We start from the raw sequence: 24,657 nt of genomic DNA on the forward strand, positions 1-24,657 counted from the left end.
ATGAATCTTCAGCTTGATCAGTTTTTTTTCAGAGAAATTGATAATATTTTAACAAGAGTTAGGCTGGATGCAGAAATGGAGCGGCTGATCCGGATCTCCCTCAACGCCGACAGTCCTACGGGAGAATTGTTTCGCTGGGCTCATTTAACGCATATGAGCTGTGAATGTGCGGGTGGAAAGCAGGAAGCCGCGTTGCCGGGCGCCATTGGGATGGAGTTTTTTGCTCTGGCCCTGGATATTTTCGATGATGTGCAGGACCGGGATAATGAGAATATGCCCTGGCGTCAGATTCCGGATGCTCAGGCCATCAATCTGGCGATCTGCTTGCTCATGCTCAGTGATGAGGCCATTTCCGCCATTCCGGATAGCCGGCTGTTTCGAGAGGTTGCAGCAACTTTGCACCGTACGGGAATATGCGCCAGCAATGGGCAATTCCGGGAGTTTTTATATGACGGCCGGCAGCAGGTATCGTTTGAGCAATACTTTGAGATGGCTGAGCAAAAGGCCGGCAGCTTGACCGCCTGCGCCTGCAGAATTGGAGCCATCTTAGGCGGGGCAGAGGAACCCGTAATACATGCCTTGGAACAGTTTGGAATCAATCTGGGGATCCTGAATCAAATCAGAAACGATTTGAATGATTTTTTGGATTTTTCCAGAAAAAATGATTTTGTAAACAATAAAAAAACTCTGCCTTACGTATACCTGTTAAATACTCTTAAAGGAGAAGCCGCCAAACGGTTTGAAGAACTGACACAGAGGCGCGGCGAAGGGGTGTACCGGGCCGGGGATAGAGAAAGGGAATATGTCAGACAACTGGCTGCTGAAGAAGGGGTTGCTCCCTATTGCACCGTGATGTTTGAAATTTATTGCCAAAAGGCGAGGGAAATTTTGGAGGGAATTCCTGTTCCCGAAAAGCATAAGGAGAACATGAAAGAACTTGTTAGAGAAAATATTTAAACGGCCAATTTATTATATCGCCAGTCTTGTCTTCATTGCGCTGGGGTTGGGCTATTTTGCAGCTTGCTTGACCCAACCCTTTATAGGCATTGAACTTAAAAACAATGGTGGGCAATGGCTGGTGGTAACCAGTGACCCTTCTGGCGAGGGGTATCGATCCGGTATCCGGGTGGGGGATGAAATCCTGAAAATCAATGGGGAGGATGCTGGTAGCTATCGCTTTGTTCAAAAATGGGGGGAGGCGGAAGGTGCTTCAACCATTGAATTCAAACGGCCAGTTGTGTTGACGGATCAGACAGTAACAATCACCCCACAACCTGTCCTGTTGACAGTGCTCAGAGAAATTCCTTTGCTTATTCTGGGGTTTATTTTTTTGTTTTTAGGGTTTATGACCTGGTACAAGCGTCCTTTTCTGGAACAGGCACGCATCTTATTTTGGATGAACTGGGCGTTTGGTTTGGCAATCGTTTTGGCCCATGCTTCCAGTCGTTGTTTGTTGCTGGCCAGAGAATTGGAGTATATTACGTTCTCTCTAGCACCTGTTTTTCTTATTGTTTTTATTTCTGTTTTTCCCTTCTATAACCAAAACAGATTAAATAATTTTGGCCGCAAAATCGTAACGGTTTTATTCAGTCTGATTTTGGTTTTAACTGTTTTGCAATCTTTGGGCTTAGTTCAGCTCATAAGCTTGATTAAAAAAATGCCATTATTGAATATGATCATCGGCATACTTTTTGCGCTCTGGAATTTAGGGGTACTTGTGAAGTTGCCCAAAAATCAGCCGGGAAAAAATGAAGCCTATATTATTTTGTTAGGGATGGGGATCGGCTTTTTACCATTTGTATTATTGTCAGCGCTTCCAATGATTTTTAATTTAGAGCAATTGGTTTATTCTCAGGTAAGTTCTTTATTTATTTCCGCGATCCCGATCTCTTTATACTATGTAATTATTAATAAGTATTTGCCGGACAGCCGCCGGCTTTATGCGGCTGCCCTCTCTTATATCGGTGCAGCAAGTATCCTGAGCCTTATTGTCTTCCTGGCTCTTTTCTTTCTGCAAATCCTACCCACCATCCGTCTTGAATACTATACGGCATTGTTGCTTTTCACCTTGCTGTTTATCGTTTGTTTTCATTTAATTCGAATTGGAATCAGCAAGCTCTTGGAAAGAAGTAACCTATCCCCAGGCAAACAAGCTTTCAAGCAAAAGATGGCCGACCTCAATGAAAATCTGGCTTCTCCTTTGGCTGAGGGGCGGATGTTGGATGAGATTGTAAAGAACTTGGGTATTGACGGGATTTTCGTGATTATAGAGAATGCGCAAGTCGGCTGCCTGAAAAAAGCGGCGGGGCGTTTTAAGGAGAGTTTCAAGGAACTTGAGGAGCTGGAGGATGTTTTTCATAGGAATCAAAGGATTGATCTGGAAGCCAAAATGATGCCTGACGACTGCCCGGCCGGAATTTATATCCCATTTATTTCCCATGATGCTGCCTGTGGAATTTTCTTTGGCCGGCGTTCTTCCCGCATCAAATTCGAGCAATCGGAATTGCCCTTTTTTACCCTGCTGGCCGGTCAATTGGAGCATCAGATCCTTATGTCGCAGGTGATCGGCAAACTGACCAAAGAAATACATTTCATGACCAAAAGTTCCGGGCGTTCGTACCGAAGAAAGATGGAGCTGCAGGGAATCACCAACGCCTTGTTCCGCAAAGTTGAGCAGAAAAGGAAACTTCTTACCGACGAAATCTGCGCCGGTCCTTTGCAGTGGAGCATGGACCTGAGCCGGTGGCTGAAATACCTGAAAAAGGAATGCCCCGCCGACGACAAGACACTGAAGGTAATTGCTTATCTGCAGGAACGGGCGGAGGACCTGAATTATGAGCTCAATTGTATGGTCAATGATTTAGGTCCCCCGATTCTAACCCACCTGGGGTTGGTCCCCGCCGTCCAATGGCTGTGCCAGGAAATCATGACTGAAGAATTATCCCTGATTTCCTTGGAAATCAGCAGACTGGGCCAGCAAAACCGGTTTAAGGAGGATGTGGAAGTCACCGCTTATCGTTTTTTACAGGAAGGCATCATGAACTCAGTGCGGCACTCCCGCTCCAATATGCAAACGGTTCGCATGACCCTGAACGAAACCTGGCTTGAATTGACCGTAAGTGATTCCGGCCGGGGCTTTGACACCGGCCAGATAGAAAACTGGTTATTGACAGGGACCCACTTCGGCCTGGTTGAAATGAAGGAGCGTATTGAGGGTCTGGGCGGGGAACTTCAGATCATTTCGGGAATAAACCGCGGAACAACGCTCAAAGCGCTTATCCCGGTTTTCTCATAATGGTGAAACCCTCATCGGGGCTCCCAAATATGGTTAAAGGCGCGTGAGGCAGGATGTCCGTTCATTGGGAAAAATCACAAGAAACTGAAGAGCAGATACATGTGCTCATCGTGGACAGCCACCGGCCCTTTGCAGAAGGGACCAGGGCGTTGCTGTCTTCTGAACCGCGCATAGTGATCAGCGGAATTGCCGGGGATGAAGACTCATGTCTGAATTTTCTCCGCCATTCTGTGCCTGATGTTGTTTTATTGGATTTTTATCTTCAGGATATCAGCGGGCTGGACTTGATGGATAAGATAAAAGCGGCCCATCCCGATGTAAAGGCTATTCTGATGGTGGAACAAAGTCAGGAGGGTTATGTTCTGGCGGCAAGCCGCAAAGGGGCTGAAGGGCTGTTGTTGAAAACCTGTGCCGTCGAGGAACTGATACAGGCTGTCTTAAGCGTGTCTAAAGGGGGCGTGTATTTTTCGCCAAGCCCGTTGACGTTTTCCCAGGTTGAAATAGATTTCCATGATTTGCATTTCCCCGCGAAGCCTGCCGAAGTCCTTAAAAGGCTGTTGACACCCAGAGAAAAAGAAATTATGGGCCTTCTGACCAAGCCTCTCCATAACAGAGAGATTGCCGCAGTTTTAGGAATCACCGCCCGGGCGGCTCACCTTCAGGTGAAGATTATCCTTCTCAAATTTGGGATCAACACACGTCTGGAAGCCGTCTTATCCTGGGCATATGTTGACGAGTAATTTTTTAATTTAAAATAAATAAAAATCCCTCTGCTATCAAAGATAAAAGCAGGGGGATTTTTTTAGATGGTACTACGGCATCCTAAACTATATTAAAGAACAGCCATTCCCAGCATGATGGTTGTCACCGGTCAGCAATACGCTTGTGGTGTTTATTCTAAGTCAATCTTGAAAAATGTTCTACTGCTTTAGCAAAATCATTAATTGTTTTATCCGCATCTCCATGCTCGATGCCTTCCCGAACACAGTGGTTTAAATGTCCCTCTAAAACGACTTGGCCAACTTTATGCAAAGCCTTTTTAGCTGCATTAATCTGAATTAGAATATCCTCACAGGGAATATCCTCTTCCAACATTTTATCAACGGCTTTGATTTGTCCCATAACCTTGTTCAATCGTCTATGCAGATTATCAAAATCCATACACTGTCGCATAACGGCGCCTCCTTTATACCCGTAGGGGTATAACTATAATTTTACCCTGCATTGAAATCATAGTCAACAGGGTATGATTCGTCTGCGTAATTAAAAAAGTGCATTTCCAAGCTACGGAAACGCACTTTATTATTCACGGCATAAGATGAAATTATCAGGAGCTCCCGGATAGCTTGTAGCTGCTCCGTACCTCATCCAGGATAACATAGATATCCTCCATATCGATCGGCTTCTCCAGGATTCTCAGCGGTGAAGCCTCCGCGAACTGAGGGTGAGCCCCGGATCCGGTGCAAAATACGATCTGACAGGCCGTGTCATACTTCCGGATGCGCAGTGCTGTTTCCGAGCCGGACAGTTTTTTCATACACTGGTCCAGGAAAATCAGATCAAAATGTAGGTGCTCTTCTTCCGCCTGCTTCAGCAGTTCTTCGCCGCTCCCAAATTGGCGGATTTGAAACCGGACATTCTTCCTGGCCTCGTATTCCCTGATCATGGCCTCCAGCATCCGGCGCAGAAGCGGGATGTCGTCACATAAAGCGATTTTCATAGGGCAAATTCTCCTTATCTACATCTATTTCACCCCGCGTTTGCCGGGGCTGCCTTGCGTCATTCCGGGCGTTCGGGGGGCCGCGCTTCTTGGGCTTGCAGCGAAGATAGGACCCGTCGCAATTCAATCAAAGTGGTATAAATAACCTGCAATTCATGCGTAGAAGAGTTATTCAGGCTGAGTTCGATTTTACGCTGTAGCTCCCACCCATTCGTCCGCTCGGGAAAGAATACGGCGTCTACCGAAAAATTGAGGAATCTGGCCAGCTTATACAGGACATCCACCGAAGGTTTACGGCTACCGGCTTCGAGCTGTTTGACATGGACGGTGGCAATATCCACCCGCTCGGCCAGTTCTTCCTGAGTAAGGTTGTTTTCCAAACGGGCATTCTTGATGGCTCTGCCCAGCCTTTTGGGATCCAGCTCCATTTCCTCAAGCCTCCCCTATAGTAATCTTAAAGAATCCGCAGCGGATTGAACATCAGCGGAAAGAATACCGTGGAGGATTCTGTGAGAATACTACGACACAAATTTTCTGTTTTTTGGCTTGATTCTAGCAGGAAGATCCGTGAAGAAATATATCGTTTCATAAAAATTACCCCTAGTGTTATTAATTGACATCTAGGGGTAATGGGACGGTATCACCTTTGTCAAGGTTGAATGCCTGGATTCCTTATAATATTCTTCGGCAGAGCCACATTTTTTTTCGGCCATCGATCATAGGCGTTCTGAATCTGTTGACGGTTGATTTCATGGGACGTATGCTGAAAGCGAAGTTAGCAATACCTAACTTCGCTTTCAGCATATAGCCGTTCTGACGGAAAACAAGAATGATTCGTCATAGGGCAGAAAGGAAGAAATTTTATGAAATTCACAAGGACACCGCTCCGCAAAGGAGGAAGAAGTCGTTGAACAAAACAAGTATCCTGCCCCGGCTGATGGAGTATGCGGGCAAATACAAAGTCACCATGATCCTGTCCTGGGTTTTCTCCGCTGGCAGCGGAATCCTCAGTCTGGGACCCTATATCTGTATTTTTTTGGTGGCGCGGGAGCTCGTGGCCGCGGAGGGGAATCTCCTAACGCTGGCTGATGAAACTATGGCGCGTTACGGGTGGCTGGCGGTCAATCTGACTGTGGCTTCCTTTATGCTGTATGGAATCGGCCTGCTCTGCTCTCACTGGGCCGCTTTCAACTTGGTGGCCAACCTGCGCATCCGCCTGGTCCGGCGGCTGGGGGAGCTGCCGTTGGGTTTTCATACTGCCAACCCCAGCGGCAAGCTGCGCAAAATCATTGAAAAAAACGCGGATAACACGGAAAACTTCATCGCCCATCAGCTGCCGGACCTGGCCCAGGCCATCGTCACGCCGGTGGCTTTTTTGGCCAGCATGTTCTATTTTGACTGGAAGCTGGCTCTGATCTGCCTGCTCCCCATCGCTGCGGGCTTTGCCTTCCTGCGTTCCATGCTGCGCAGCGAAAGTGATGTGTTGCTGGAAAATTACCAGAAAGCTCTGGGGGATATGAGCAACGCGGCGGTAGAATACGTCCGGGGCATTTCGGTAGTCAAGGTATTCGGGCAGACCGTACACTCTTTCCAGCGTTTCCATATGGCGATCACTACCTACCGGAAATTCGTGACGGACTACGCGTTATCTATGGAAAAGCCCATGAGTGGCTATATCGCGGCGGTGCACGGGATCTTTTTTGTGCTCGTTCCGGCGGGCATCATTCTCTATCAGCTGTCTCAAGGAGCGGAAAGCTTTATCCTGAGTTTTATTTTCTTCGTCGTGTTTACGCCTCTGGTGTCCGTCGTGCTGATGCGGGTCATGTTCAGCTCTTCCAATCAGCTGATCACGACCCAGGCGCTGGACACCATCGAAAGCCTGCTGGCGGAAAAGCCCTTGCCCCGCACGACGCAACCCCAAAAACCGGGCTCCTATGACATCGTCTTTGATTTCGTGTCCTTCCGCTATGAACAGGAGGGAGCGGCGGCGGTCGATGGGCTGTCCTTCACCGCTCCAGCCGGTACGGTTACAGCATTGGTCGGCGCTTCGGGGGGCGGCAAAACCACCGTCGCCAACCTGATTTCCCGCTTCTGGGACGTGGAAGCGGGGAGCATCCGGGTGGACGGGGTCGATGTCCGGGATATGGACCCCCAGGAATGGATCGGCCAAATCAGCTTTGTGTTCCAGGACGTCAATTTGTTTAAAATGACTGTGGCCCAAAATGTCGCCTTCAGCAAACCGGGGGCCACGGAAGAAGAGATCAGAAACGCCCTCAGCCTGGCGCAATGTGATGATATCCTGGCTAAGCTTCCTAACGGCATGCATACCGTGATTGGCGCCAAGGGAATTTATCTTTCGGGCGGTGAGATGCAACGCATTGCCTTGGCGCGGGCTATCTTAAAAGATGCGCCGGTGGTCCTGCTGGATGAGGCTACGGCTTTTGCCGACCCGGAAAATGAATACCGGATTCAAAAGGCCCTGGAGAAGCTGATGCAGGGCAAGACCGTGATCATGATCGCCCACCGTCTGTCTACGGTGACCGGAGCGGACCAAATCCTGGTGCTGGAGGAGGGACGGCTCGCCGAGGCAGGTTCCCATCCAGACCTGATAGCCAAAGATGGTGTTTATGCCCGGATGTTCAGGGAATACCAGGCCGGTACAGCCTGGAAAATAGGAGGTGCGCTTCATGCTTAAAAAGACCTTTGCCCTAAGTGCCAAAGGGGCCAGGGATGTGTTTTGGGCCATCATCCTGACCGCGCTCCACAACCTGAGCGTCATGCTGCCTACTGTGCTGCTCCTGATGCTGGTGGCGGAAATGCTGGGACGGTTCCTGGGAACCCAGGCGCGGGACTTATCCCTGTTGTTCTACTGGAGTACGGCGCTCCTGCTGCTGCTTGTCATCTACTGGGTTTACCGTTTTACCTATCGCAAAACCTATGTTTCCGCCTATGAGGAAAGCGCCAATACCCGCATTACCCTGGCTGAACAAATCCGCAAGCTCCCGCTTTCCTATTTCGGGAGTAAGGATTTAAGCGACCTGACCAGCACGCTGATGGATGATACGGCCACCGTGGAGCATACTCTGGCCACCAGCGTGGCCGAGCTGTTCGGAGGGATCATTTCCAGCGCGGTCATCCTGCTGACCTTGTTTTTCTTTGACTGGCGGATGGGGCTGGCCCTGTTTATCTGCCTGCCGGTGTCGATGCTGATTCTGCTCCTCAGCCGCCGCTTAAGTTCCTCCTCCAACTGGAAGAACCGCCGGGCCAAGCTCAGCGTCAGCGAAGGGCTTCAGGAGTACCTGGAGAATATGAAGGTGGTGCAGAGCTCACCGCAAAAGGAAACTTACCGCCTGGGCCTGGAAGATCGCATTCGCAAAGTCGTCCGGACTTCCATGATCTATGAGTTGGTGATGGGTGTTTTTATCAGCGGCGCTTACAATACGCTGCGGGTGGGCCTGGGGCTGGTGATCGTCACCGGTTCCTATCTGATCATCCACGGGGAGATCAGCCTGATCACCTATCTTTTGTTCCTGTTTGTAGCGGCAAGGGTGTACGATCCCTTTACGACCCTCTTTTTCAAAATGGGCGAATTTTTCTATTCCCTGGTTAGCGCCTCCCGAATTCGTGAGGTGTGCGATTTCCCCGTCCAGCAGGGTGAGCCGGAGGTCAGGCTCGACACTTATGACATCACCTTTGAGCATGTTTCCTTTGCCTACAACGAGGAAAATGTCATCAACGACGTATCCTTTACGGCCAGACAGGGAGAGATCACGGCACTGGTCGGTCCCTCGGGATGCGGCAAAAGCACTCTGAGCAAGCTGGCTGCGCGCTTCTGGGATGTGAACTGCGGCAGAATTCTCATTGGCGGCCGGGATATCGGCAGCATCGAACCGGAAACCCTGCTCTCCTATGTTTCCATCGTTTTTCAGGATGTGGTGCTGTTCAATGACACCATTTACAACAACATTAAAATCGGGAAAAAAGATGCCACACGGGCGGAGATTATGGCCGCTGCCCGCACGGCCCGCTGTGAGGAATTCATCCAAAAGCTTCCCCAGGGGTACGACACGGTGATCGGGGAAAACGGCAAGACCCTGTCCGGCGGGGAACGGCAGCGCCTTTCCATTGCCAGGGCTCTGCTCAAGAATGCGCCGATCATCCTGCTGGACGAGGCTACCGCTTCTCTGGACCCGGAAAACGAGACACTGATCCAGGAGGCCATCGGTAAGCTGATCAAAGACAAAACCGTGCTGATCATCGCCCACCGCCTGCGTTCGGTGGAAAACTGCGATCAGATTATCGTCCTCAGGGAAGGGCGAATCGCGGAAACAGGCAGACACCGGGAATTGATGGACTTAAACGGCTTATACCGTCATTTGGTCGAACTGCAAAGGGCCAGCGCGGCCTGGGAGGTCGGCGCCGTCCGGCAGGTGTGAAGGGAGTAGCCGCCCGCAAATCGCCGTTCTGATTCCGGCTATAGGCTCTTATCTGTTCGGACGAAAAAATATAATAAAGGTCAAAGTTTTTTCTCTGTACAGAAAAAACTTTGACCTTTGTATTTTATTGCCTTATAATGGTATGAAAAGGAGGGTTGTACATGATAGAACGTAAAGAATACTTAGATCAGCTCATTGCAAGCAGGGAGAAGGATATCATCAAAATAGTAACTGGCGTGCGCCGCTGCGGGAAATCGACGCTTTTTAAACTGTATATCGATTACCTTAAATCTACAGGAGTTACTGACGATCAAATTATATCCGTCAATTTGGAAGATATGGATTATGAGCACCTTTTGGACTACAGGGCTTTGTATAGTTATGTTAAGGAACGTCTGCAGGAAGGAAAATATGCCTATATTTTCCTTGATGAAGTACAGAATTGCCAAGGTTATGAAAAAACTGTGGACAGTTTATATATCAAGCCGAATGTGGATGTATATATAGCCGGCTCTAATGCGCATATGCTTTCGGGAGAGCTTGCTACGCTGATATCAGGGCGTTATATCACTATCGAAATGCTCCCTCTATCATTTAAAGAGTATTGTGTTGCTCAGGCCGGAAATGGAAAAAGCTTAAGAGATAATTTTAATGAATATCTGCGTTTCGGATCATTTCCCTATATAGCGCAGCTTGAACGCAGTGATGCTGCAGTTGTGCCGTTCATTGAGGGAATATACAATACAATTCTCATAAAAGATGTTGCGAAAAGAGAAGGAATCACCGACATTGTATTGTTGGAGAGCATTATCAGATTTGTTGCCAGTAGTATCGGAAGCCCTATATCAACCAAAAAAATCAGTGACACGATAAATTCTTCCGGACGAAGGATTTCTGTAAATACGGTAGATAACTATTTGAAAGCGCTTGCTGACAGCTACATTTTATATAAGGCACACCGCTATGACATTAAAGGACGACAGCTCTTAAAGACATTAGGGAAATACTATATTGTTGATACGGGTATACGAAATATGCTTTTATCAAGTTCTGCATCCGATATTGGACATCTCATAGAGAATGTAGTTTTCCTGGAATTGCAACGCAGAGGATATAAAGTGAATATTGGAAAGATGTTGGAAAACGAAATTGATTTTGTCGCATCGGACATGAGTGGACGCGCTTACTATCAGGTAGCAGCTTCAGTATTAGATGCGGGAACATTAGCACGGGAGATTGCGCCGCTCCAAAAAATTCCCGATCATTATCCTAAATTTCTTTTGACCCTTGACGAGGTGGGGGCAGGTTCAAATTATGAAGGGATCAAGCAGGTTAATTTAATCAACTGGCTGCTGGGTGAATGATGTATAAGTTGACCGTAATTTTGCGGATGAGTCAATCCGGGACTTGGAGATAATTATTATGATTGAGATTGTATTCGGCGATAGTGCCTGCGGAAGCCTTAAAATAGCACAACGTTTTGGTGAGGGGGAATATAAAGGCGGGTGTAGTGGCGTTATGGTTATCCACTCCGATGGTGCAAAGCCAACCCAAGCGGAAATCAAAGCGGCTCAACGAAAAGCAGAGGAAAAGGCGCGCTTGGCTTGGGAGAGGGCGACGCCCTTGGGTGGCAAGACAGGAGATATTTATGGATTTAATTTGATGCTGAGCATTGGTGACATCTCGGAGGACCAGCCCGGTATCAAGCGCAGGCAGACACTGGAAAAGTTATATAGTGTTTACCCCGGTGATACGGGGCATCAGGCTGCCCAGGAACTGCTCGGCAGAGCTAATGAAAATCTGAAAACGGTTCAGGAACGCATAGCAGCGGGAGAATCCCTGCGAATCTGGTACAGTAATCAGCCTGATGAACTATGTGGACTTTATTGGCTGATGGAGCAGTTGGTTCAATGGAAAGGGCTTGGCGCACAGGTCTCTATCGTCAGACTTCCAGAATGGGAAGCTGGTGAAAACGGCAGTATCGTACGGAAAAATGGCTGGGGTGAAGTGGCTCCGGAAGAATGGCATCGGTATCTTGCCTTACAAAAGCCTGTCTCCCTTGTATTTATTACAAGCTGTGCAGCTTATTGGCGGGAACTGCAAAGGGAGAACGCACCTTTGCGGGCTATGCTGAATGGGCAGTTGGTTAGTATGTCAGAAGCGCTCTATGATGATTTTATCCTTCGGGAAATAGCAGCAGCAGGCGAGGTATTTCAGGAGGCAGTGATTATCGGGCAGGTGCTGGGTAAATACCAGCTTGGGATTGGTGATGCCTGGGTTGCCTTCCGGATAGAAGAAATGATCCATGCCGGAAAACTTAAGGCTGTGTCTGAAGTGGCTAAGGATTCGCCGATCTATCATCGGCTGTTGAAAAAGGGTACTCACCAAGGATGAGTGTAACAGGAGTGAGCCCGTAAGCTATTGCGGGCCTCTGCGAGGAATTCAGCCAAAAGCTTGCCGGACAGAATACGGATTGTGAATAATGGAAATTTTTGTTACAATAAATCTAATTGACAGAACTCTTCAGACGAGTTAAGCCCCTCGAATTCAACGGGCTTAAAGCTCGGGCTACTTAAATTACTTCGCTACGAGGTAATTTATTTTATATACGGGAGGATGAACAAGTTGGAGAATGAAGACAAAATCGTTCTATATACGACAGACAGCGGCAAGGTGACCGTCTCAGTTCGATTTGAAGAGGATAACTTTTGGATGACGCAAAAAGCGATTGAGGATTTGTTTGAAACGACGACCGCTAATGTTAATATTCACATAAAAAATATTTTGGACGATGAGGAATTGGATTCAAATTCAACTATTAAGGAATTTTTAATAGTTCAAACTGAAGGCGATGAAATCCCGATGAGCATGGCCGACTGGTTTTGGGAGACCGATAATTTTCTGCAGAACAACCGCCGGAAGGTGCTTGAGGGGAAAGGTAAAATATCTCACGAGGCGGCTATAAAAAAGGCTGAAGAAATTTATGAGCAATTCCGTGTGCGGCAGGACAAGGATTATGTTTCACAGTTCGATATAGAGATGTCTAAATATTTGAAAGGCAAAGCAAATAAGGATGAGTAGATGGCTATAAACCGCCGGTTCGATTCCGTCCATCGGCGCTACTAAGGAATAGAAATCCCGCAAAATCTTGCGGGATTTCTATTATACAGGTCTATTCAACAGGTCTACTCAAATCGTTTGCCTGCGGAATTCGCTGGGCGTAATCCCTGTAGCCTCCTTAAACGCCTCGGAAAAACTGCGATGCAGCTTATAGCCTACTGTCCCGGCAATTTCCCCTACATCCCAATCGGAATTGAGCAGCAGATCCTTGGCCTTTTCCAGGCGCAGCTCCTGGATATACTCTGTTATGGTCAGGCCGTGAGCCTGTTTGAAGGCGGTAGTCAGTTTGTTCCGGCTCATGCAGGCCAGTCGGGCCAGAGTTTGCAAAGGTATAGGTTCGGCATAATGCTGCTTCAGGTAGCGGGAAACCTCCTGCAGGCTATTGAGTTCCCAATCCCGTAAACGGGTTTTTTCCTCATGCCGTAATTGATCTTCCCCCCACTGCATGATCAGGGCAAGAGTTTCCAGCACCTTGCTTTCATAATAGGCTTTGGCGGTGCTGCCGCAGGGCCGGGAGGTACGGAGCAGCTTCAGGGCTGATGCGGCTCCAGGTATGATGTCGTTGCCGTTCAACCGGGATAGGATGTCCGGCAGCTTCCGGAAAGCGGGAGAATACCTCTCCGCCAGGTAACTGTCGTAAAACTCCGGGGTCAGGGAGATGCTGACGGAGCAAAGAGGCACGTTCTTGTGGACCGACTGTTCATGCATTTCCTCCTGCCCCACATAGCCCAGCAGGCTTTCACCCGAAGAATCCGCGCTTTCATACATGAGCCTGGCGATCGGTGCGGTATAGGTCCCGACGCTCAGAAAGGCCGGGTGCCGGTAACCGAACCAGACATCCTCCTTAAAGACGATGTCGTAAATGGTGACCGCATAGAGGTTATCCACAGGGAACACCCAGATAAAGCCGTCCCCCAGTCCCGGATTGGGTTTATAGAACAAGCCGCGCCCGGACGCTCCTTCTTCCGGCGTCAGGCCAATTTGGGATAAGAACGGCGTATACAATTGGTTTAAAATTGTTTTCATCGTGTCCCCTCCGGTATTCGGCCAATGCACAAAGATCTTCGGCCAATTGTCAGATCACCGATGGGCCGATTGATCCTGGGCAAGACTGAATGTAAACTTGAATAAAGTTAGATGTATCTAACTTAGATTATAACAAAATTTTTGCTTTTGGAAAGAGGGTCAGGATGAACTTAAGGAGTAAATACAGGATTGATAACAGTCCGGTCAGGTTTTCAGGCACAGTTGCAACGGAAAGTGTGTACATGGCAGCAAGCAGCAATCCGGCAGCCCAGGCGTCGTCAGGGCTTTCGCTGGATCCGCGGGCCAAGCTGCTAATCCTGGTGCTGATCAATATCACCGTATTTTTTCATACGGGCCTTTACACCGAGATGTTCTGCATCGCGTTGATCTGCACCGCATTGCTTTACCACAAGCGCTACACAGGCTGCGCTAAGGCAATTGCCGCTTATGGAGCGCTGCTTCTGCTCGTTACGGTATCCACAAATTTTCACAATACCCTGGTTGCCATGCTGGCGGTTGTCTTTATTCTGGCGCGCAAGATGCTTCCCATTGCTCTGGTTGCCTCGCTGCTTGTTTCCTCCACCCGGGTGGGCGAAATGATTGCCGCCCTGCAGAAGGCGCGGGTGCCCAGGAACATTATCGTGCCGATGGCTGTGACCTTGCGCTTTTTCCCCACCATCCGGGAAGAGTTTGCCGGTGTTCTGGATGCCATGAAGGTGCGCGGCATCCGTTTTTCACTTCTGAACATTCTGCGGCACCCTCTGCTTTTCCTGGAATATATCCTGGTTCCCATGATGCTGCGCTTGTCGGTGGTGGCCGATGAACTGTCCGCAGCGGCCGTGACCCGGGGCATTGATTCCGACCTCCCCCGCACCTCCTACCATCAGGTGCGCTGGAGTACAGCCGACACGATATTCAGTGTGCTGTTCCTGGTTTTGGCGGCGATTGCTCTGTCCGGCGGGCTGGAGGTGCTGCTATGATTCGGATGCAGGATGTAAGTTTTCGGTATGACGGCAGCGGGGAAAATGGGGTGCGGCACATCGACCTGCACATTCCCCAGGGCCAGTGTGTGTTGCTGACCGGGGAAAGCGGCTGCGGGAAAACCACCCTGACTCGGCTGATCAACGGGTTGATTCCCAGTTTCTACAGCGGCGAACTGCATGGACGGGTAACCATAGACGGCCGGCCGCCGGCGGAGTGGAGAATCGACGAACTTTATACCAGGGTCGGGTCGGTCTTTCAAAACCCGCGCAGCCAGTTTTTCAACCTGGATACCACCGGCGAAATTGCCTTTGGCTGTGAGAATCTGGGTCTCAGCAGGGAGGAGATTCACGCCCGAGTGTGCCAAACTGTCGATCTGCTGCAGATCGGCAGATTGATGGACCGCAATATCTTCTCCCTTTCGGGCGGAGAAAAACAGGCGGTAGCCATCGCCTCCGTCTATGCCATGGGGCCGGATATTTTTGTACTGGATGAACCGTCGGCCAACCTTGATACCCTGGCCACCGGGCAGCTGGCGCAGCTTATCGCTTGCTTGAAAGGGCAGGGGAAAACCGTCGTGATCGCTGAGCATCGTGTGTACTACCTGCGCGGGATCGCCGACCGGGTGCTGTATATGGAAAAAGGCATCCTTAAGCAGGACTGGACGGCGGAGCAGTTTTTCCGGCTGCCGGAAGAAGAACGCCTGGCCAAAGGGCTGCGCGCCGTGGAGCTGGAGAAACTGACAGTCAGCGCTGAACCGGCACTTCCGGCGGAGGATAACGGCTTCCGGGTGGAAAATCTGTCGGTTCGCTACAAGCGACGTGAGCCGGTGCTGCAAGGCATTACCTGTGAGGCCGCTCCAGGGGAAGTGATCGCTGTGGTGGGGCGAAACGGACAGGGGAAGACCACCCTGGCCCGTTGTCTGTGCGGGTTGCGCAAGGAAAACGGCGGCCGGGTCCTGCAGGGAGGAAAACCGCTACCCTGTAAAAGGCGGGCGGGAAAGATTTATTTGGTCATGCAGCATTCGGGCTACCAACTTTTCAGCGACAGCGTGGCGGCGGAGCTGGACCTTCCCCTGCAGAGCTCCGGCAGGGCAGGGAGGGAACTGGGGGATTGGGCACTGGAAAAGCTGTCCTTGCAAGAGTTCCGCGACCGTCATCCCATGACGCTCTCCGGTGGGCAGAAGCAGCGCCTGGCGATAGCTGCCGGCATTGCCCAGGATGCGGAGGTGATGATTTTGGATGAGCCTACCAGTGGGCTGGATTTGAAAAATGCGCAGCGGGTCAAAGAAGTGCTGGATCTGCTGAAACACATGGGCAAGAGGATTTTCGTCATCACCCACGATTACGAATTTTTGCTTGCCGTCTGCACCCGGGTGCTACGGATCGAGGACGGCGCGATCCGGGAGGATTATCCGGTCAACCGCCAAAACCTGCCCAGGCTGCAGCGTCTTTTTTTGCCTGGTACCGCCCCGCCTGTCGAAAGAATTTGAAGGATTTGCAGTGACTTCATGTGTTGGGGAATTTATTTTATATTTATTAGAGAGAAAAGAGGTTAATTGCTATGTCCAACTCCCGGAGCAATACCAAATTGGTCAGCCGTGATCTGATCACCATTGCTATTTTTTCCGTGCTGTTTACCCTTTGCCTTTTTGTCGTGGCCGGTGTGCTGGGAATCTTCCCCCTCACCATGATTTTCTACGGTCTGGTGGGCGGCATTCCCTGCGGTGTCATTTACATGTATATGCGCGCCAAAATCCCCAAACGGGGGGCGATTGTCCTTCAGGCCCTTTTGGTCGGCATCATTCTCTTCGGTCTGGGGACTATCTGGACTTTTGCGCTCGGAACAGTGATCGGCGGCCTTCTGGCGGAGGCTATCTCCGCCTCCGGCGCTTACCAAAGCTTTAAGAAAAATACCACCGGCTATATTGTTTTTATGGTCTGCCTGTGGTCCGGGCAGATCGCTCCCATGCTGCTGATGAGGGATTACTACCTGGCCTATTCCCTGCAAACGGGCATGTCGGCGGAGTATATCGATACTATGCTCGGCTTCCTGAGCGCTCCTGTATTTATGGCGGCTCTGATCGGCACCGGGATCGGTGCCTGGCTGGGTGCTCTGCTGGGGCAAAAGCTGCTGAAAAAGCATTTTGAGAAGGCGGGTATGCTGTAAAACGGCAAAGTATTGAAATGAAGAATAAAATCCCATCATCTCCACCAAAGAGGCAATTACCTCAAGCGTTTTCCGATGGGTTATTTCAGCGACGGAAATATTGGCAATATCACTTCGGCAATCACAGTTGATCTTCTTTTCGTGGAAGAACACGGTATGGCAGCAGGCAGTCCGCAATTCGTCAGCAGCAATCGGCGGAGCTTACGGACTCTGTTTTGGAGTATGTAAAGGGAATCGCCGTCATCAAAGCCTTTCATATGCACGGAGATAAGGCAAAGCGCATCAAAGATACGATCGGGGGTACCTGTAGGCGCGCAATCACCTATGAAGAAACGTTTGTTGTGCCCAACTCCGCATATCAGCTTTGCTTTTCGTTTGGTGTTGCGGTCATGGTGTTTCTGATTGTTGTTCGTTATCTTTATGGAAGTATCGGATTACCGGTTACCATGATGCTCTTGGTTTATGCCAGTTTTCCTAGGCGCGTTGCTGTTTCGCCAATTGGTGATTTTCAGGCATGCCTGTAATGGAACAGTAAAAATGTGGTATAATAATAATTCAAGAAAGGGGGGAACGCCCTTGGCACGATATGAACAAGCGGTCGAGCTGTGGCGCTCTTATAAGGTCGAATCCATCGCCGCTCTGGATCAATATTTGGGCAGCTTCCGCATTCTGTTTGCCTATCATTCCGGCAGGATTGAGAATGCCGAAATTACCTATCGCGATACCAGAGAGATTTTTGAAAACGGCAAGGTGAACAATTACACTGGCAACCCCCGCGCTTTGTTCGAGCAGCAAAACCAGAAGCAATGCTATGAATTTCTCAAAGAGAAAATCGTCGTCAAGGAGCCTCCGAGTGTAAATCTCGTCAAGGAGATCCACCTGATTCTCGCCGCGGGAACCTATGACGAGCGGCGGTATATTGAAAATAAAGAACGCCCAGGCGAATTTAAAAAGCATGACTATGTCACCGGTATCCACGAGGTTGGCTCCGCAGCCGGTGAGGTAGAAGTCGATTTGGCTGAGCTTATGGAAGAAGTCTGTGCCTTTGAGGGAAAAGATGTTCTCAAAGCGGCGGCGTATCTTCACGCACGGTTTGAGTACATCCATCCCTTTGCCGACGGCAACGGACGGGTCGGCAGGACGCTTATGAATTATTTCCTCATGATCCACGAGCACCCGCCCCTCATCATATACGATGAGGACAAAGGGTTGTATTATGAGTGCCTGCAGAAATATGACGAAACGGAAGATCTGAATTCGCTCTATGAATTCCTCCGGTATGAAACGGAAAAAACATGGATGAAGGCGCTGGAGCTGCAAGAAGGTGTCAAGAAAGAGCGCAGGGGACTCACTGATTTGATCCAGGATCGGTAGTCAGCTGAATATCCAAACACAAAGGCCATCTATCTCATCATTTACGATCTTCTCATGATCCGGTGGAATATATTATGTGAAAAGAGAAAAAACAGCGGGAAGTATTTTTGACAAGCAGATACGGCGCTTTGTCATGTGAAAAGCAAAGGAAAAAAACGATATGGGCATTTATGGTCCTGATAGAAAAGCCTTGATTTTTATTTTCAAAGGCTTTTTATTTTTATATTCCTGTGGCAAAATATCGCATAGGTTGATTTATTCAACCATTATCAACTTCTAATCCATTGATTTTTTGCCCGCCGGTTATCTAAAATATAAACAAGGGCAGGTAGTTTGAAAAATTATTTTCGCCGAAAGGAATGACAGGGAATGACCATGAAGGAAATCAATATCGCAAAGGTGTTGCTGAAAAAACGCAAGGAAAAAGGCATCACGCAGGATGAGCTGGCTGATTTCATCGGAGTTACCAAGGCCTCCGTCTCAAAATGGGAAACCGGGCAGAGTTATCCCGATGTAACCTTCCTTCCGCGGTTGGCCGCCTATTTTAACATCAGCATTGACGAACTGATGGCTTATGAACCGCAAATGGCAAAGGAAGAGATTCGGAAGCTGTATCGGAGACTGTCGGCTGATTTTGCCGCAAAACCTTTTGATACAGTAATGGATGACTGCCGCCAGGTTATTCATAAATACTATTCATGCTTTCCACTGCTGCTGCAAATGGGTATGCTTATGGTCAACCATGCCGAACTGCAGAAGGACCCGCAGCAATCAGCATCTTTGCTGGAAGAAGCCAAGGTTTTGTTTATCCGGGTCAGGCAGGAAAGCGGCGATGTATCGCTGACAAAGCAGGCCTTGTTTATGGAGGCTCTGTGCAGCCTTGCCACCAATGACCCCAATGCCGCGTTGGAGCTGTTGGACGGAACAGTCGCCCCGGCCCTGCCGCCCGAATCAATTTTGGCATCCGCTTATCAAATGACGGGACGCATTGACGAGGCAAAATCTGTTTTGCAGGTCGGAATTTATCAGAACATCGTCGTTCTGTTTAATTTTCTCCCCGCTTACCTTGGGCTGTGTACGGATGCCCCTGAGAAATTCGAAGAGGTACTGCGGCGCGCGCTGCATATGGCTGAAGTATTTGATCTGAAGCGCCTGCATCCCGGCGTTCTGGTCGGTATTTACATCTCTGCCGCCCAGGGTTATCTTATGCAGGGCAATCACGGCAAGGCCCTTGATATGCTGCAGCAATATACTGAGCTGGTAACAGGCAATATATACCCCCTAAGCCTGCACGGCGACGATTTTTTTGACCTGCTTGAAAGATGGCTGGATAAGCTTGACCTGGGAACCGACCTGCCGCGGGACGAAAAGACAATCCGGCAGAGCATGGCCAATGGGATCGTTTGTAATCCGGTTTTTTCAGTGCTTTCAGATGAGCCGCGTTTTCGGAGCATCACTGAAAAGCTACAAAATAATTGTCAATAACACTATCGGTCAGGAGGCGGAATAACTCTATGGAACAAGAGAAATCGGCAGCAAAAAAGCGTCTTATTATCTTTGTCGCCCTTACAATGGGCATCAGCTGGCTGGTGTTTCTGCTGATCCCCATCTGCGGACTAACCTACGGCAGTGGCTGGGCGGTCATATTGTTGGCAGCGGCTATGTTTATTCCCGCATTATGTAATATATTGACACGGTTTATAACCAAAGAAGGTTTTGGCAATATGTATCTGAAGCCGAATTTTAAAGGGAATGGGAAACGCTATCTGCTGATCTATTTCGGCCCGACAGTTTTATTGTTTTTGAGTGCAGCCTTCTATTTTCTGATCTTTCCCGGCTCGTTTGATACGGAGCTTGCCATTTTAACAGAATTGACTGAGCCAGGTTCTGCGGCCGGACTGTCCCCAGTCACGCTGCTGATTGTCCAGGTTCTGATGGTGCTGCTCATTGGTCCGGTTATCAACATCATTCCCACACTGGGTGAAGAACTTGGCTGGAGAGGGTATCTTCTTCCCAAATTGAGGGGATTCTTCTCCGACAGGGCGGCGTTAACGATTACGGGCGTAATCTGGGGAATTTGGCATTTGCCTATTATCGCTATGGGGCATAATTACGGGACCGGTTATTGGGGCTATCCATGGCTGGGTATCCTGGCCATGATTGTATTCTGTGTCGTTCTGGGGATTATTGAAGGCTATGCATTCATTAAGCTGGGCAGCGTTATTCCGGCAGCCATGATTCATTCCGTGGTAAATGCCGGCGCAGCGTTTCCCATCTACCTTGCAAAAGACGGGTATAATACCCTGCTTGGCCCGGCGATCACCGGACTGATCGGCGGACTTCCGTTTATTGCTTTGGCTCTTGTACTGTTTCTCAAATGCACCCGGCAACGGCCTCACATCCAGTAAGCAAAAGTGCCGGCTTGCGGGAAAATATTGAAAGCAGCAATTATGCGTATTGGCTGCAAAAAAGCCGCTTGCTCTGGCATCAAGAGAGCAAGCGGCAAATTTATTTGGCAAATTAGCGGTTGCCTATTGGCTGAGGGCAATGCCCGCCACGTTTACCCAGGACGGCTGGCTGCCGAAGGTGTAATCGGCGATGACGTCACCGTTGAATACGGCAATCTCATTCAGGTAGGTGACCGGAACCAGCACCCCGTCCCGGTGGGCGGTTTCCAGGGCGTAATGGAAGCCGGCCCGGATATTGTCTTCCCCCACCAGGCTTAAGAGGCCGCCGGTAAGCTCGTAGGCCTCGTGGTAGCTCAGGCTGGGCAGGGCCTTGGATACCATGGGGTCGGTGGAAAAGGAAAATTTGCTGTAATCCAGGTTGGGGTTCATGTTGGCCACAAAGGTAAAGGGGTCGTACAGGATGCCGTAGCTTTCATAGTAAGTCAGGGTGTAGTCGCCGGCGCTGTAGATATCGCTGTAAAAGGCCATCAGCTCCAGGCCGGTCAACGTAACTTCCATCCCGATGTCTTTCAGGTTGGCCTGAATGGCTAAGGCTGTCTGGTCATTGGTGGCATTGGCGACATATTTCAGCTCCGCCCCTAACCTCTGTCCGTTCTTTTCCAGAATACCGTCGCCGTCGCTGTCCGCCCAGCCCGCTTCCGTAAGCAGTGTTTGGGCCTTGGCGGGGTTATAATCGTAAGGAGTTACAGCAATATCGCAATAAGGAAGGGCGGTATCCATAATGGTATCCGCCGCGGTTTTCAGGCCGCCGAACAGGTTCTCGGCCAGGCCTTTTTTATCGACGGCGTGCTGGACGGCCTGCCGCACCTTAAGATCGTCAAAGGGCGCGGCTGTGGTGTTTTGGGCCAGGAACTCGGTCAGCACGTTCACCCCGGAGACTTTGCCGGTGTACTGAGCGGATTTATCCAATTCCAGATAGGCGCTGTAGGAGATATTGTCCGTGCCGGAGATAAAATCCACCTCGTCGTTGCGCAGTGCCAGCACCTTGGCCTCATTGTCCGGAATCACCTTGACGGTGAAGGCATCCACCGGGGGCTTCTCACCGTGATAATAAGGATTGCGGACAAAGGTGTATTCCCGGTGGTCTTTGGTGTCGCCTGCGTACATATAGGGGCCTGTGCCGAAGGTGGCGGTGGCCAGCGCCTCGGCGAAGGTGCCGTCCTCCTGGAAGGCGGCGGCAGCCATGATGCCCCGCGGCATGACCATGGCCAGGTTGATCAGGGTGGCGAAGTAAGGCCGCTGGAGGTGAATTTCCAGTACATGCTCATCTACGGCAACGACTTCTTCGATCAGGCTGTTCAGCAGCCCATAGTTGATGCCGTGCACGCCGAGGATGGTATTGAAATTGTCCAGATTCAATTTGACAACCTCCGCGGTAAGATCGCTGCCGTCGGAGAATTTGACGCCCTGGCGGAGGCTGAAGGTGTAAACGAGCCCGTCGTCGGAAACCTGCCAGCTTTCCGCCAGACCGGGGGTAATTTTCCCGTTGTCGTAATTGACGAGGGTTTCATAAAAGTTGCCGATGTAATAATAGTAGGAAAAGGAATTGCCCTGCTGGGGCCCGTAAATGGAAGCAAAGCCGCCCAGGAAGTTGGAGCTTTCCGCAATGGTAATGGTTTGGGGCTTGCTTATACCGGACGCCGGGGCGGAGGTGCAGCCCGCCGCGGGCATGATCGCCAGGAGCAGGGCCAGAAGCAGGACCGGGAGTCTTTTGTTCATACCAATCTCTCCTCTTGTGCGCACGTTGTGCGCTTCATTTAATCAATTAGAATCTGCTCTTGCATACCCGTTATTTGGCAGAACTTCATTAGCCCGTATACATCAAATGAATTCTTATGAATGCTTGCCGGTAAATTTGCCAAACGGCAGGCTCAGGGCAGAGCCTGCCGTTTGGCAAGCAGCGCCCCCACCAGCTGTTGGGAATAGGGATGGCGGAAATCATGATACCCCTGGATGTTTTCTGCTTTTTCCACGATCTTGCCGTCTTTCATGACCAGGATGTGCTGGGAGGCGTACAGGGCGACCTCCAGATCGTGGGTCACCAGCAGATAGCTGCAGCGGATCTCCTCTTTCAGGGCGAGGAGCAGGTCCAGAATCTGCTTGCGCAGGGTAACGTCCAGGCCGCTGATGGATTCATCGAAAATAATCAGTCTGGGAGAAACACCGATGGCCCGGGCGATGCAGACCCGCTTTTGCTGACCGCCGCTGAGTTCATGGGGATAACGCCCCAGGATCTCAGCCGCCAGACCTACCCGCCCCAGCAGCTGGCCGGCCCGTTCCCTTTGTTCGTTCCTGCTCAGGCCGAGCAGGTTTTTTAATGGTTCCGCCAGGATCTGAGCAATGGTTTGCCGCGGGTCCAGGGAGCTTTGCCCGTCCTGCAGGACCAGCTGGACGTCCCGGCGCTTCTGCCGCAATTCCCGGGCATTGTAAGTCCGGATGGGTCTGCCATCCAGCAGCAGCTGGCCGCCGGTCGGTCTTTCCACGTAAGCCAGCAGGCGGGAAAGGGTGCTTTTGCCGCTGCCGCTCTCACCCACCAAAGCATAAACCGTATTTTCCTCCAGCTGGAGAGATAGGCCGTCCACCGCCAGGCAGGTATGTTTGGGTCCAAAGGTGCCTTGGGCCGTGTACTGTTTGCTGAGGTCAACCGCTTTGAGCATTTCCGCCTCCTTGGGTCAGCAGGCCGGCCGCCATCAGTTCCTGGGTATAGCTGTGCCGGGGCCGGCGGAAAATCTCCTGCACCGTGCCCCCCTCCACAATCTGACCGTCTTTCATGACCAGGATGTCGTCCGCCAGGGTGCCGGCCACCCCGAAATCATGGGTGATCACCAGCAGGGAAATCCCCTGGGCTTTGATTTTGGCGAATTCGCCCAGGATCATCTCCTCGGAAACGGCGTCCACAGCGGTGGTGGCCTCGTCGGCGATCAGCCGGGGCTTCAGCAAGAGGGAGAGGGCGATCATTACCCGCTGCAGCATGCCGCCGGAAAGCTCGTGGGGATAGCTGCCCATGATCTTTTCCGGCTGCGTCAGGTTGATATCCTGCAACGCCTGGGGCGCGCGGGCATAGGCCTCCTTCGGGCCGATGGGCAGATGAGCCGCCAGAATAGCGGTGATTTGCCTGCCGATCCGGGTCATGGGCGCGAAAGCGGTCATGGGATTCTGCATAATCATGCAGAGTTCCTTGCCCCGCAGGGGTCGGTATCCCGTTTCAGGCATGGCCAGCAGGTCCCGGCCGGCATAGCGGATCTCGCCCTGCAGCGCAAACAGCCCGGGATTGAGCAGCCGCAGGATGGCTTTGCTGGTCAGGGTTTTGCCGCTGCCGCTCTCGCCGATCAGGCCCAGGGTCCGGCCCTTGGCCAACGCGAAGCTGATGTCCTTGACCAACGCTTGCCGGTTCTTTTTCAGTTCGATGGTCAAGCCCTTCACTTCCAGCAGCTTCTCTGTCGCCGGTTTTGACGTCGCCGGTTTTGCCGTTGTCGTTTTTGCCGCCGTTGTTTTGGGGGGCGTCACTTTTTCTTGGGTCAGCTTTCTTTCCATCTCAAGCCTCCTCCGGGGACAGAATATCGCGCAGGGCTTCCCCGAAAAGGTTGAAGCCCGCTGTGGTAAAAATAATGCACAAGCCGGGATAAACCAGCAACAGGGGATGGCCGTACAGGTAGGAGGGCGCCTTGCTGAACATGGCTCCCCACTCCGGCGTGCCCGTGGCAAAGCCGAAGCCCAGAAAGGAATAGCTGGAAATCGTCAGCACAATGGACGCCACCCCCGTGCTGAAATAGACCAGCAGGTGGGGCAGGACGTTGGGCAGGATATGGCCGAGAACGATCTGCAGGTCGCTGCAGCCGGCAACCCGGCAGGCCAGAACATATTGCTTGTTTTTTTCCTGAAGGATAAAAGTTCGGATGATCTTGGCAAACCATACCCACATGGAAAAAGGATAGAAATCATGATATTGACCGTGCCGTGTCCCAACGAACCGATCAGGGTCACGGCTACCAGAAGGGGCGGAAAAGCCATGAACACGTCGCAGACCGCGGAAAAAACCCGGTCCACCCGGCCGCCCGCGTAGGTGCA

At 50.7% G+C, this 24,657-nt stretch carries 23 protein-coding genes; 15 read left to right on the top strand and 8 right to left on the bottom strand.

Going from position 1 to position 24,657, the window contains the following annotated elements:
* The 3 genes from BUA14_RS10300 to BUA14_RS10310 are packed head-to-tail and all read left to right on the top strand — an operon-like array spanning position 1 to position 4,035.
* Positions 1–957 carry a polyprenyl synthetase family protein gene (locus BUA14_RS10300; RefSeq protein WP_072772525.1) on the top strand — a complete coding sequence of 319 codons (957 nt, stop codon included), beginning with the start codon at positions 1–3 and terminating at the stop codon, positions 955–957.
* Entirely contained in the window at positions 938–3,295 is a 2,358-nt protein-coding gene (locus BUA14_RS10305; protein WP_072772526.1) for an ATP-binding protein, read from the top strand. The genes BUA14_RS10300 and BUA14_RS10305 overlap by 20 nt, the downstream gene beginning before the upstream one ends.
* A gap of 53 nt (positions 3,296–3,348) precedes the next feature.
* The gene (locus tag BUA14_RS10310) at positions 3,349–4,035 is read left to right on the top strand and encodes a response regulator (RefSeq protein WP_072772527.1); all 687 of its coding nucleotides are present in this window, start codon (positions 3,349–3,351) and stop codon (positions 4,033–4,035) included.
* A 157-nt stretch (positions 4,036–4,192) separates the two neighbouring features.
* Here the strand turns inward: BUA14_RS10310 and BUA14_RS10315 are convergent, their stop codons facing one another.
* From BUA14_RS10315 to BUA14_RS10325, 3 genes are all read right to left on the bottom strand, one after another.
* Positions 4,193–4,468, bottom strand: a complete 276-nt coding sequence (locus BUA14_RS10315) for a metal-sensing transcriptional repressor (RefSeq protein WP_018211865.1) — start codon at positions 4,466–4,468, stop codon at positions 4,193–4,195.
* A 154-nt stretch (positions 4,469–4,622) separates the two neighbouring features.
* A complete protein-coding gene (locus tag BUA14_RS10320; RefSeq protein ID WP_072772528.1) occupies positions 4,623–5,015 on the bottom strand; it encodes a LytR/AlgR family response regulator transcription factor in 393 nt (130 codons plus the stop codon).
* Positions 5,016–5,074: 59 nt separating this feature from the next.
* Positions 5,075–5,443 carry a helix-turn-helix transcriptional regulator gene (locus BUA14_RS10325; protein WP_072772529.1) on the bottom strand — a complete coding sequence of 123 codons (369 nt, stop codon included), beginning with the start codon at positions 5,441–5,443 and terminating at the stop codon, positions 5,075–5,077.
* A gap of 479 nt (positions 5,444–5,922) precedes the next feature.
* Between BUA14_RS10325 and BUA14_RS10330 the strand changes: the two genes are divergently transcribed.
* The 5 genes from BUA14_RS10330 (at position 5,923) to rhuM (ending at position 12,532) form a co-directional block, all read left to right on the top strand.
* On the top strand, positions 5,923–7,710 hold the full coding sequence (locus BUA14_RS10330; RefSeq protein WP_084078544.1) for an ABC transporter ATP-binding protein: 1,788 nt from the start codon (positions 5,923–5,925) through the stop codon (positions 7,708–7,710).
* Positions 7,703–9,451 carry an ABC transporter ATP-binding protein gene (locus tag BUA14_RS10335; RefSeq protein ID WP_072772530.1) on the top strand — a complete coding sequence of 583 codons (1,749 nt, stop codon included), beginning with the start codon at positions 7,703–7,705 and terminating at the stop codon, positions 9,449–9,451. Before BUA14_RS10330 ends, BUA14_RS10335 begins: the two co-directional genes overlap by 8 nt.
* Positions 9,452–9,612: 161 nt before the next feature.
* Positions 9,613–10,815 carry an ATP-binding protein gene (locus BUA14_RS10340; protein WP_072772531.1) on the top strand — a complete coding sequence of 401 codons (1,203 nt, stop codon included), beginning with the start codon at positions 9,613–9,615 and terminating at the stop codon, positions 10,813–10,815.
* Positions 10,816–10,873: 58 nt separating this feature from the next.
* Positions 10,874–11,845: a DUF3658 domain-containing protein gene (locus tag BUA14_RS10345; RefSeq protein WP_072772532.1), complete on the top strand. Its 972-nt coding sequence runs from the start codon at positions 10,874–10,876 to the stop codon at positions 11,843–11,845.
* Positions 11,846–12,076: 231 nt separating this feature from the next.
* Positions 12,077–12,532: a RhuM family protein gene (rhuM, locus tag BUA14_RS10350; RefSeq protein WP_072772533.1), complete on the top strand. Its 456-nt coding sequence runs from the start codon at positions 12,077–12,079 to the stop codon at positions 12,530–12,532.
* A gap of 108 nt (positions 12,533–12,640) precedes the next feature.
* On the opposite strand, the gene BUA14_RS10355 is transcribed toward rhuM, so the two are convergent.
* Positions 12,641–13,597 (bottom strand): AraC family transcriptional regulator, encoded by a 957-nt coding sequence (locus BUA14_RS10355; RefSeq protein WP_072772534.1) that lies wholly within the window; start codon positions 13,595–13,597, stop codon positions 12,641–12,643.
* A 164-nt stretch (positions 13,598–13,761) separates the two neighbouring features.
* On the opposite strand from BUA14_RS10355, the gene BUA14_RS10360 reads away from it, so the two are divergent.
* The 7 genes from BUA14_RS10360 to BUA14_RS10390 all read left to right on the top strand — a co-directional run bounded on the left by BUA14_RS10360 (position 13,762) and on the right by BUA14_RS10390 (position 20,529).
* Positions 13,762–14,577, top strand: a complete 816-nt coding sequence (locus BUA14_RS10360) for an energy-coupling factor transporter transmembrane component T (protein WP_084078548.1) — start codon at positions 13,762–13,764, stop codon at positions 14,575–14,577.
* Complete coding sequence (locus BUA14_RS10365; protein ID WP_072772535.1) at positions 14,574–16,070, top strand: ABC transporter ATP-binding protein; 1,497 nt, start codon at positions 14,574–14,576, stop codon at positions 16,068–16,070. The genes BUA14_RS10360 and BUA14_RS10365 overlap by 4 nt, the downstream gene beginning before the upstream one ends.
* Positions 16,071–16,141: 71 nt before the next feature.
* Positions 16,142–16,747 (top strand): MptD family putative ECF transporter S component, encoded by a 606-nt coding sequence (locus BUA14_RS10370; RefSeq protein WP_072772536.1) that lies wholly within the window; start codon positions 16,142–16,144, stop codon positions 16,745–16,747.
* 215 nt (positions 16,748–16,962) lie between these two features.
* Entirely contained in the window at positions 16,963–17,271 is a 309-nt protein-coding gene (locus BUA14_RS10375; protein ID WP_072772537.1) for a hypothetical protein, read from the top strand.
* Positions 17,272–17,323: 52 nt separating this feature from the next.
* Positions 17,324–18,121, top strand: coding sequence for a Fic family protein (locus tag BUA14_RS10380; RefSeq protein ID WP_072772538.1), 798 nt, complete (start codon positions 17,324–17,326; stop codon positions 18,119–18,121).
* Between the two features lie 369 nt (positions 18,122–18,490).
* Complete coding sequence (locus tag BUA14_RS10385) at positions 18,491–19,606, top strand: helix-turn-helix domain-containing protein (protein ID WP_242954621.1); 1,116 nt, start codon at positions 18,491–18,493, stop codon at positions 19,604–19,606.
* A 29-nt stretch (positions 19,607–19,635) separates the two neighbouring features.
* Positions 19,636–20,529: a CPBP family intramembrane glutamic endopeptidase gene (locus tag BUA14_RS10390; RefSeq protein WP_072772539.1), complete on the top strand. Its 894-nt coding sequence runs from the start codon at positions 19,636–19,638 to the stop codon at positions 20,527–20,529.
* 123 nt (positions 20,530–20,652) lie between these two features.
* Here the strand turns inward: BUA14_RS10390 and BUA14_RS10395 are convergent, their stop codons facing one another.
* The 4 genes from BUA14_RS10395 to BUA14_RS28495 form a co-directional block, all read right to left on the bottom strand.
* A complete protein-coding gene (locus tag BUA14_RS10395; RefSeq protein WP_072772540.1) occupies positions 20,653–22,308 on the bottom strand; it encodes an ABC transporter substrate-binding protein in 1,656 nt (551 codons plus the stop codon).
* A gap of 152 nt (positions 22,309–22,460) precedes the next feature.
* Positions 22,461–23,246: an ABC transporter ATP-binding protein gene (locus BUA14_RS10400; RefSeq protein ID WP_072772541.1), complete on the bottom strand. Its 786-nt coding sequence runs from the start codon at positions 23,244–23,246 to the stop codon at positions 22,461–22,463.
* Positions 23,230–24,123: an ABC transporter ATP-binding protein gene (locus BUA14_RS10405; RefSeq protein WP_242954622.1), complete on the bottom strand. Its 894-nt coding sequence runs from the start codon at positions 24,121–24,123 to the stop codon at positions 23,230–23,232. The genes BUA14_RS10400 and BUA14_RS10405 overlap by 17 nt, the downstream gene beginning before the upstream one ends.
* A 1-nt stretch (position 24,124) precedes the next feature.
* Entirely contained in the window at positions 24,125–24,511 is a 387-nt protein-coding gene (locus BUA14_RS28495) for an ABC transporter permease (RefSeq protein ID WP_242954623.1), read from the bottom strand.
* Between the last annotated feature and the right edge of the window lie 146 nt (positions 24,512–24,657).

The organism is Desulfitobacterium chlororespirans DSM 11544, from assembly GCF_900143285.1.
GTDB classification, from domain to species: domain Bacteria; phylum Bacillota; class Desulfitobacteriia; order Desulfitobacteriales; family Desulfitobacteriaceae; genus Desulfitobacterium; species Desulfitobacterium chlororespirans.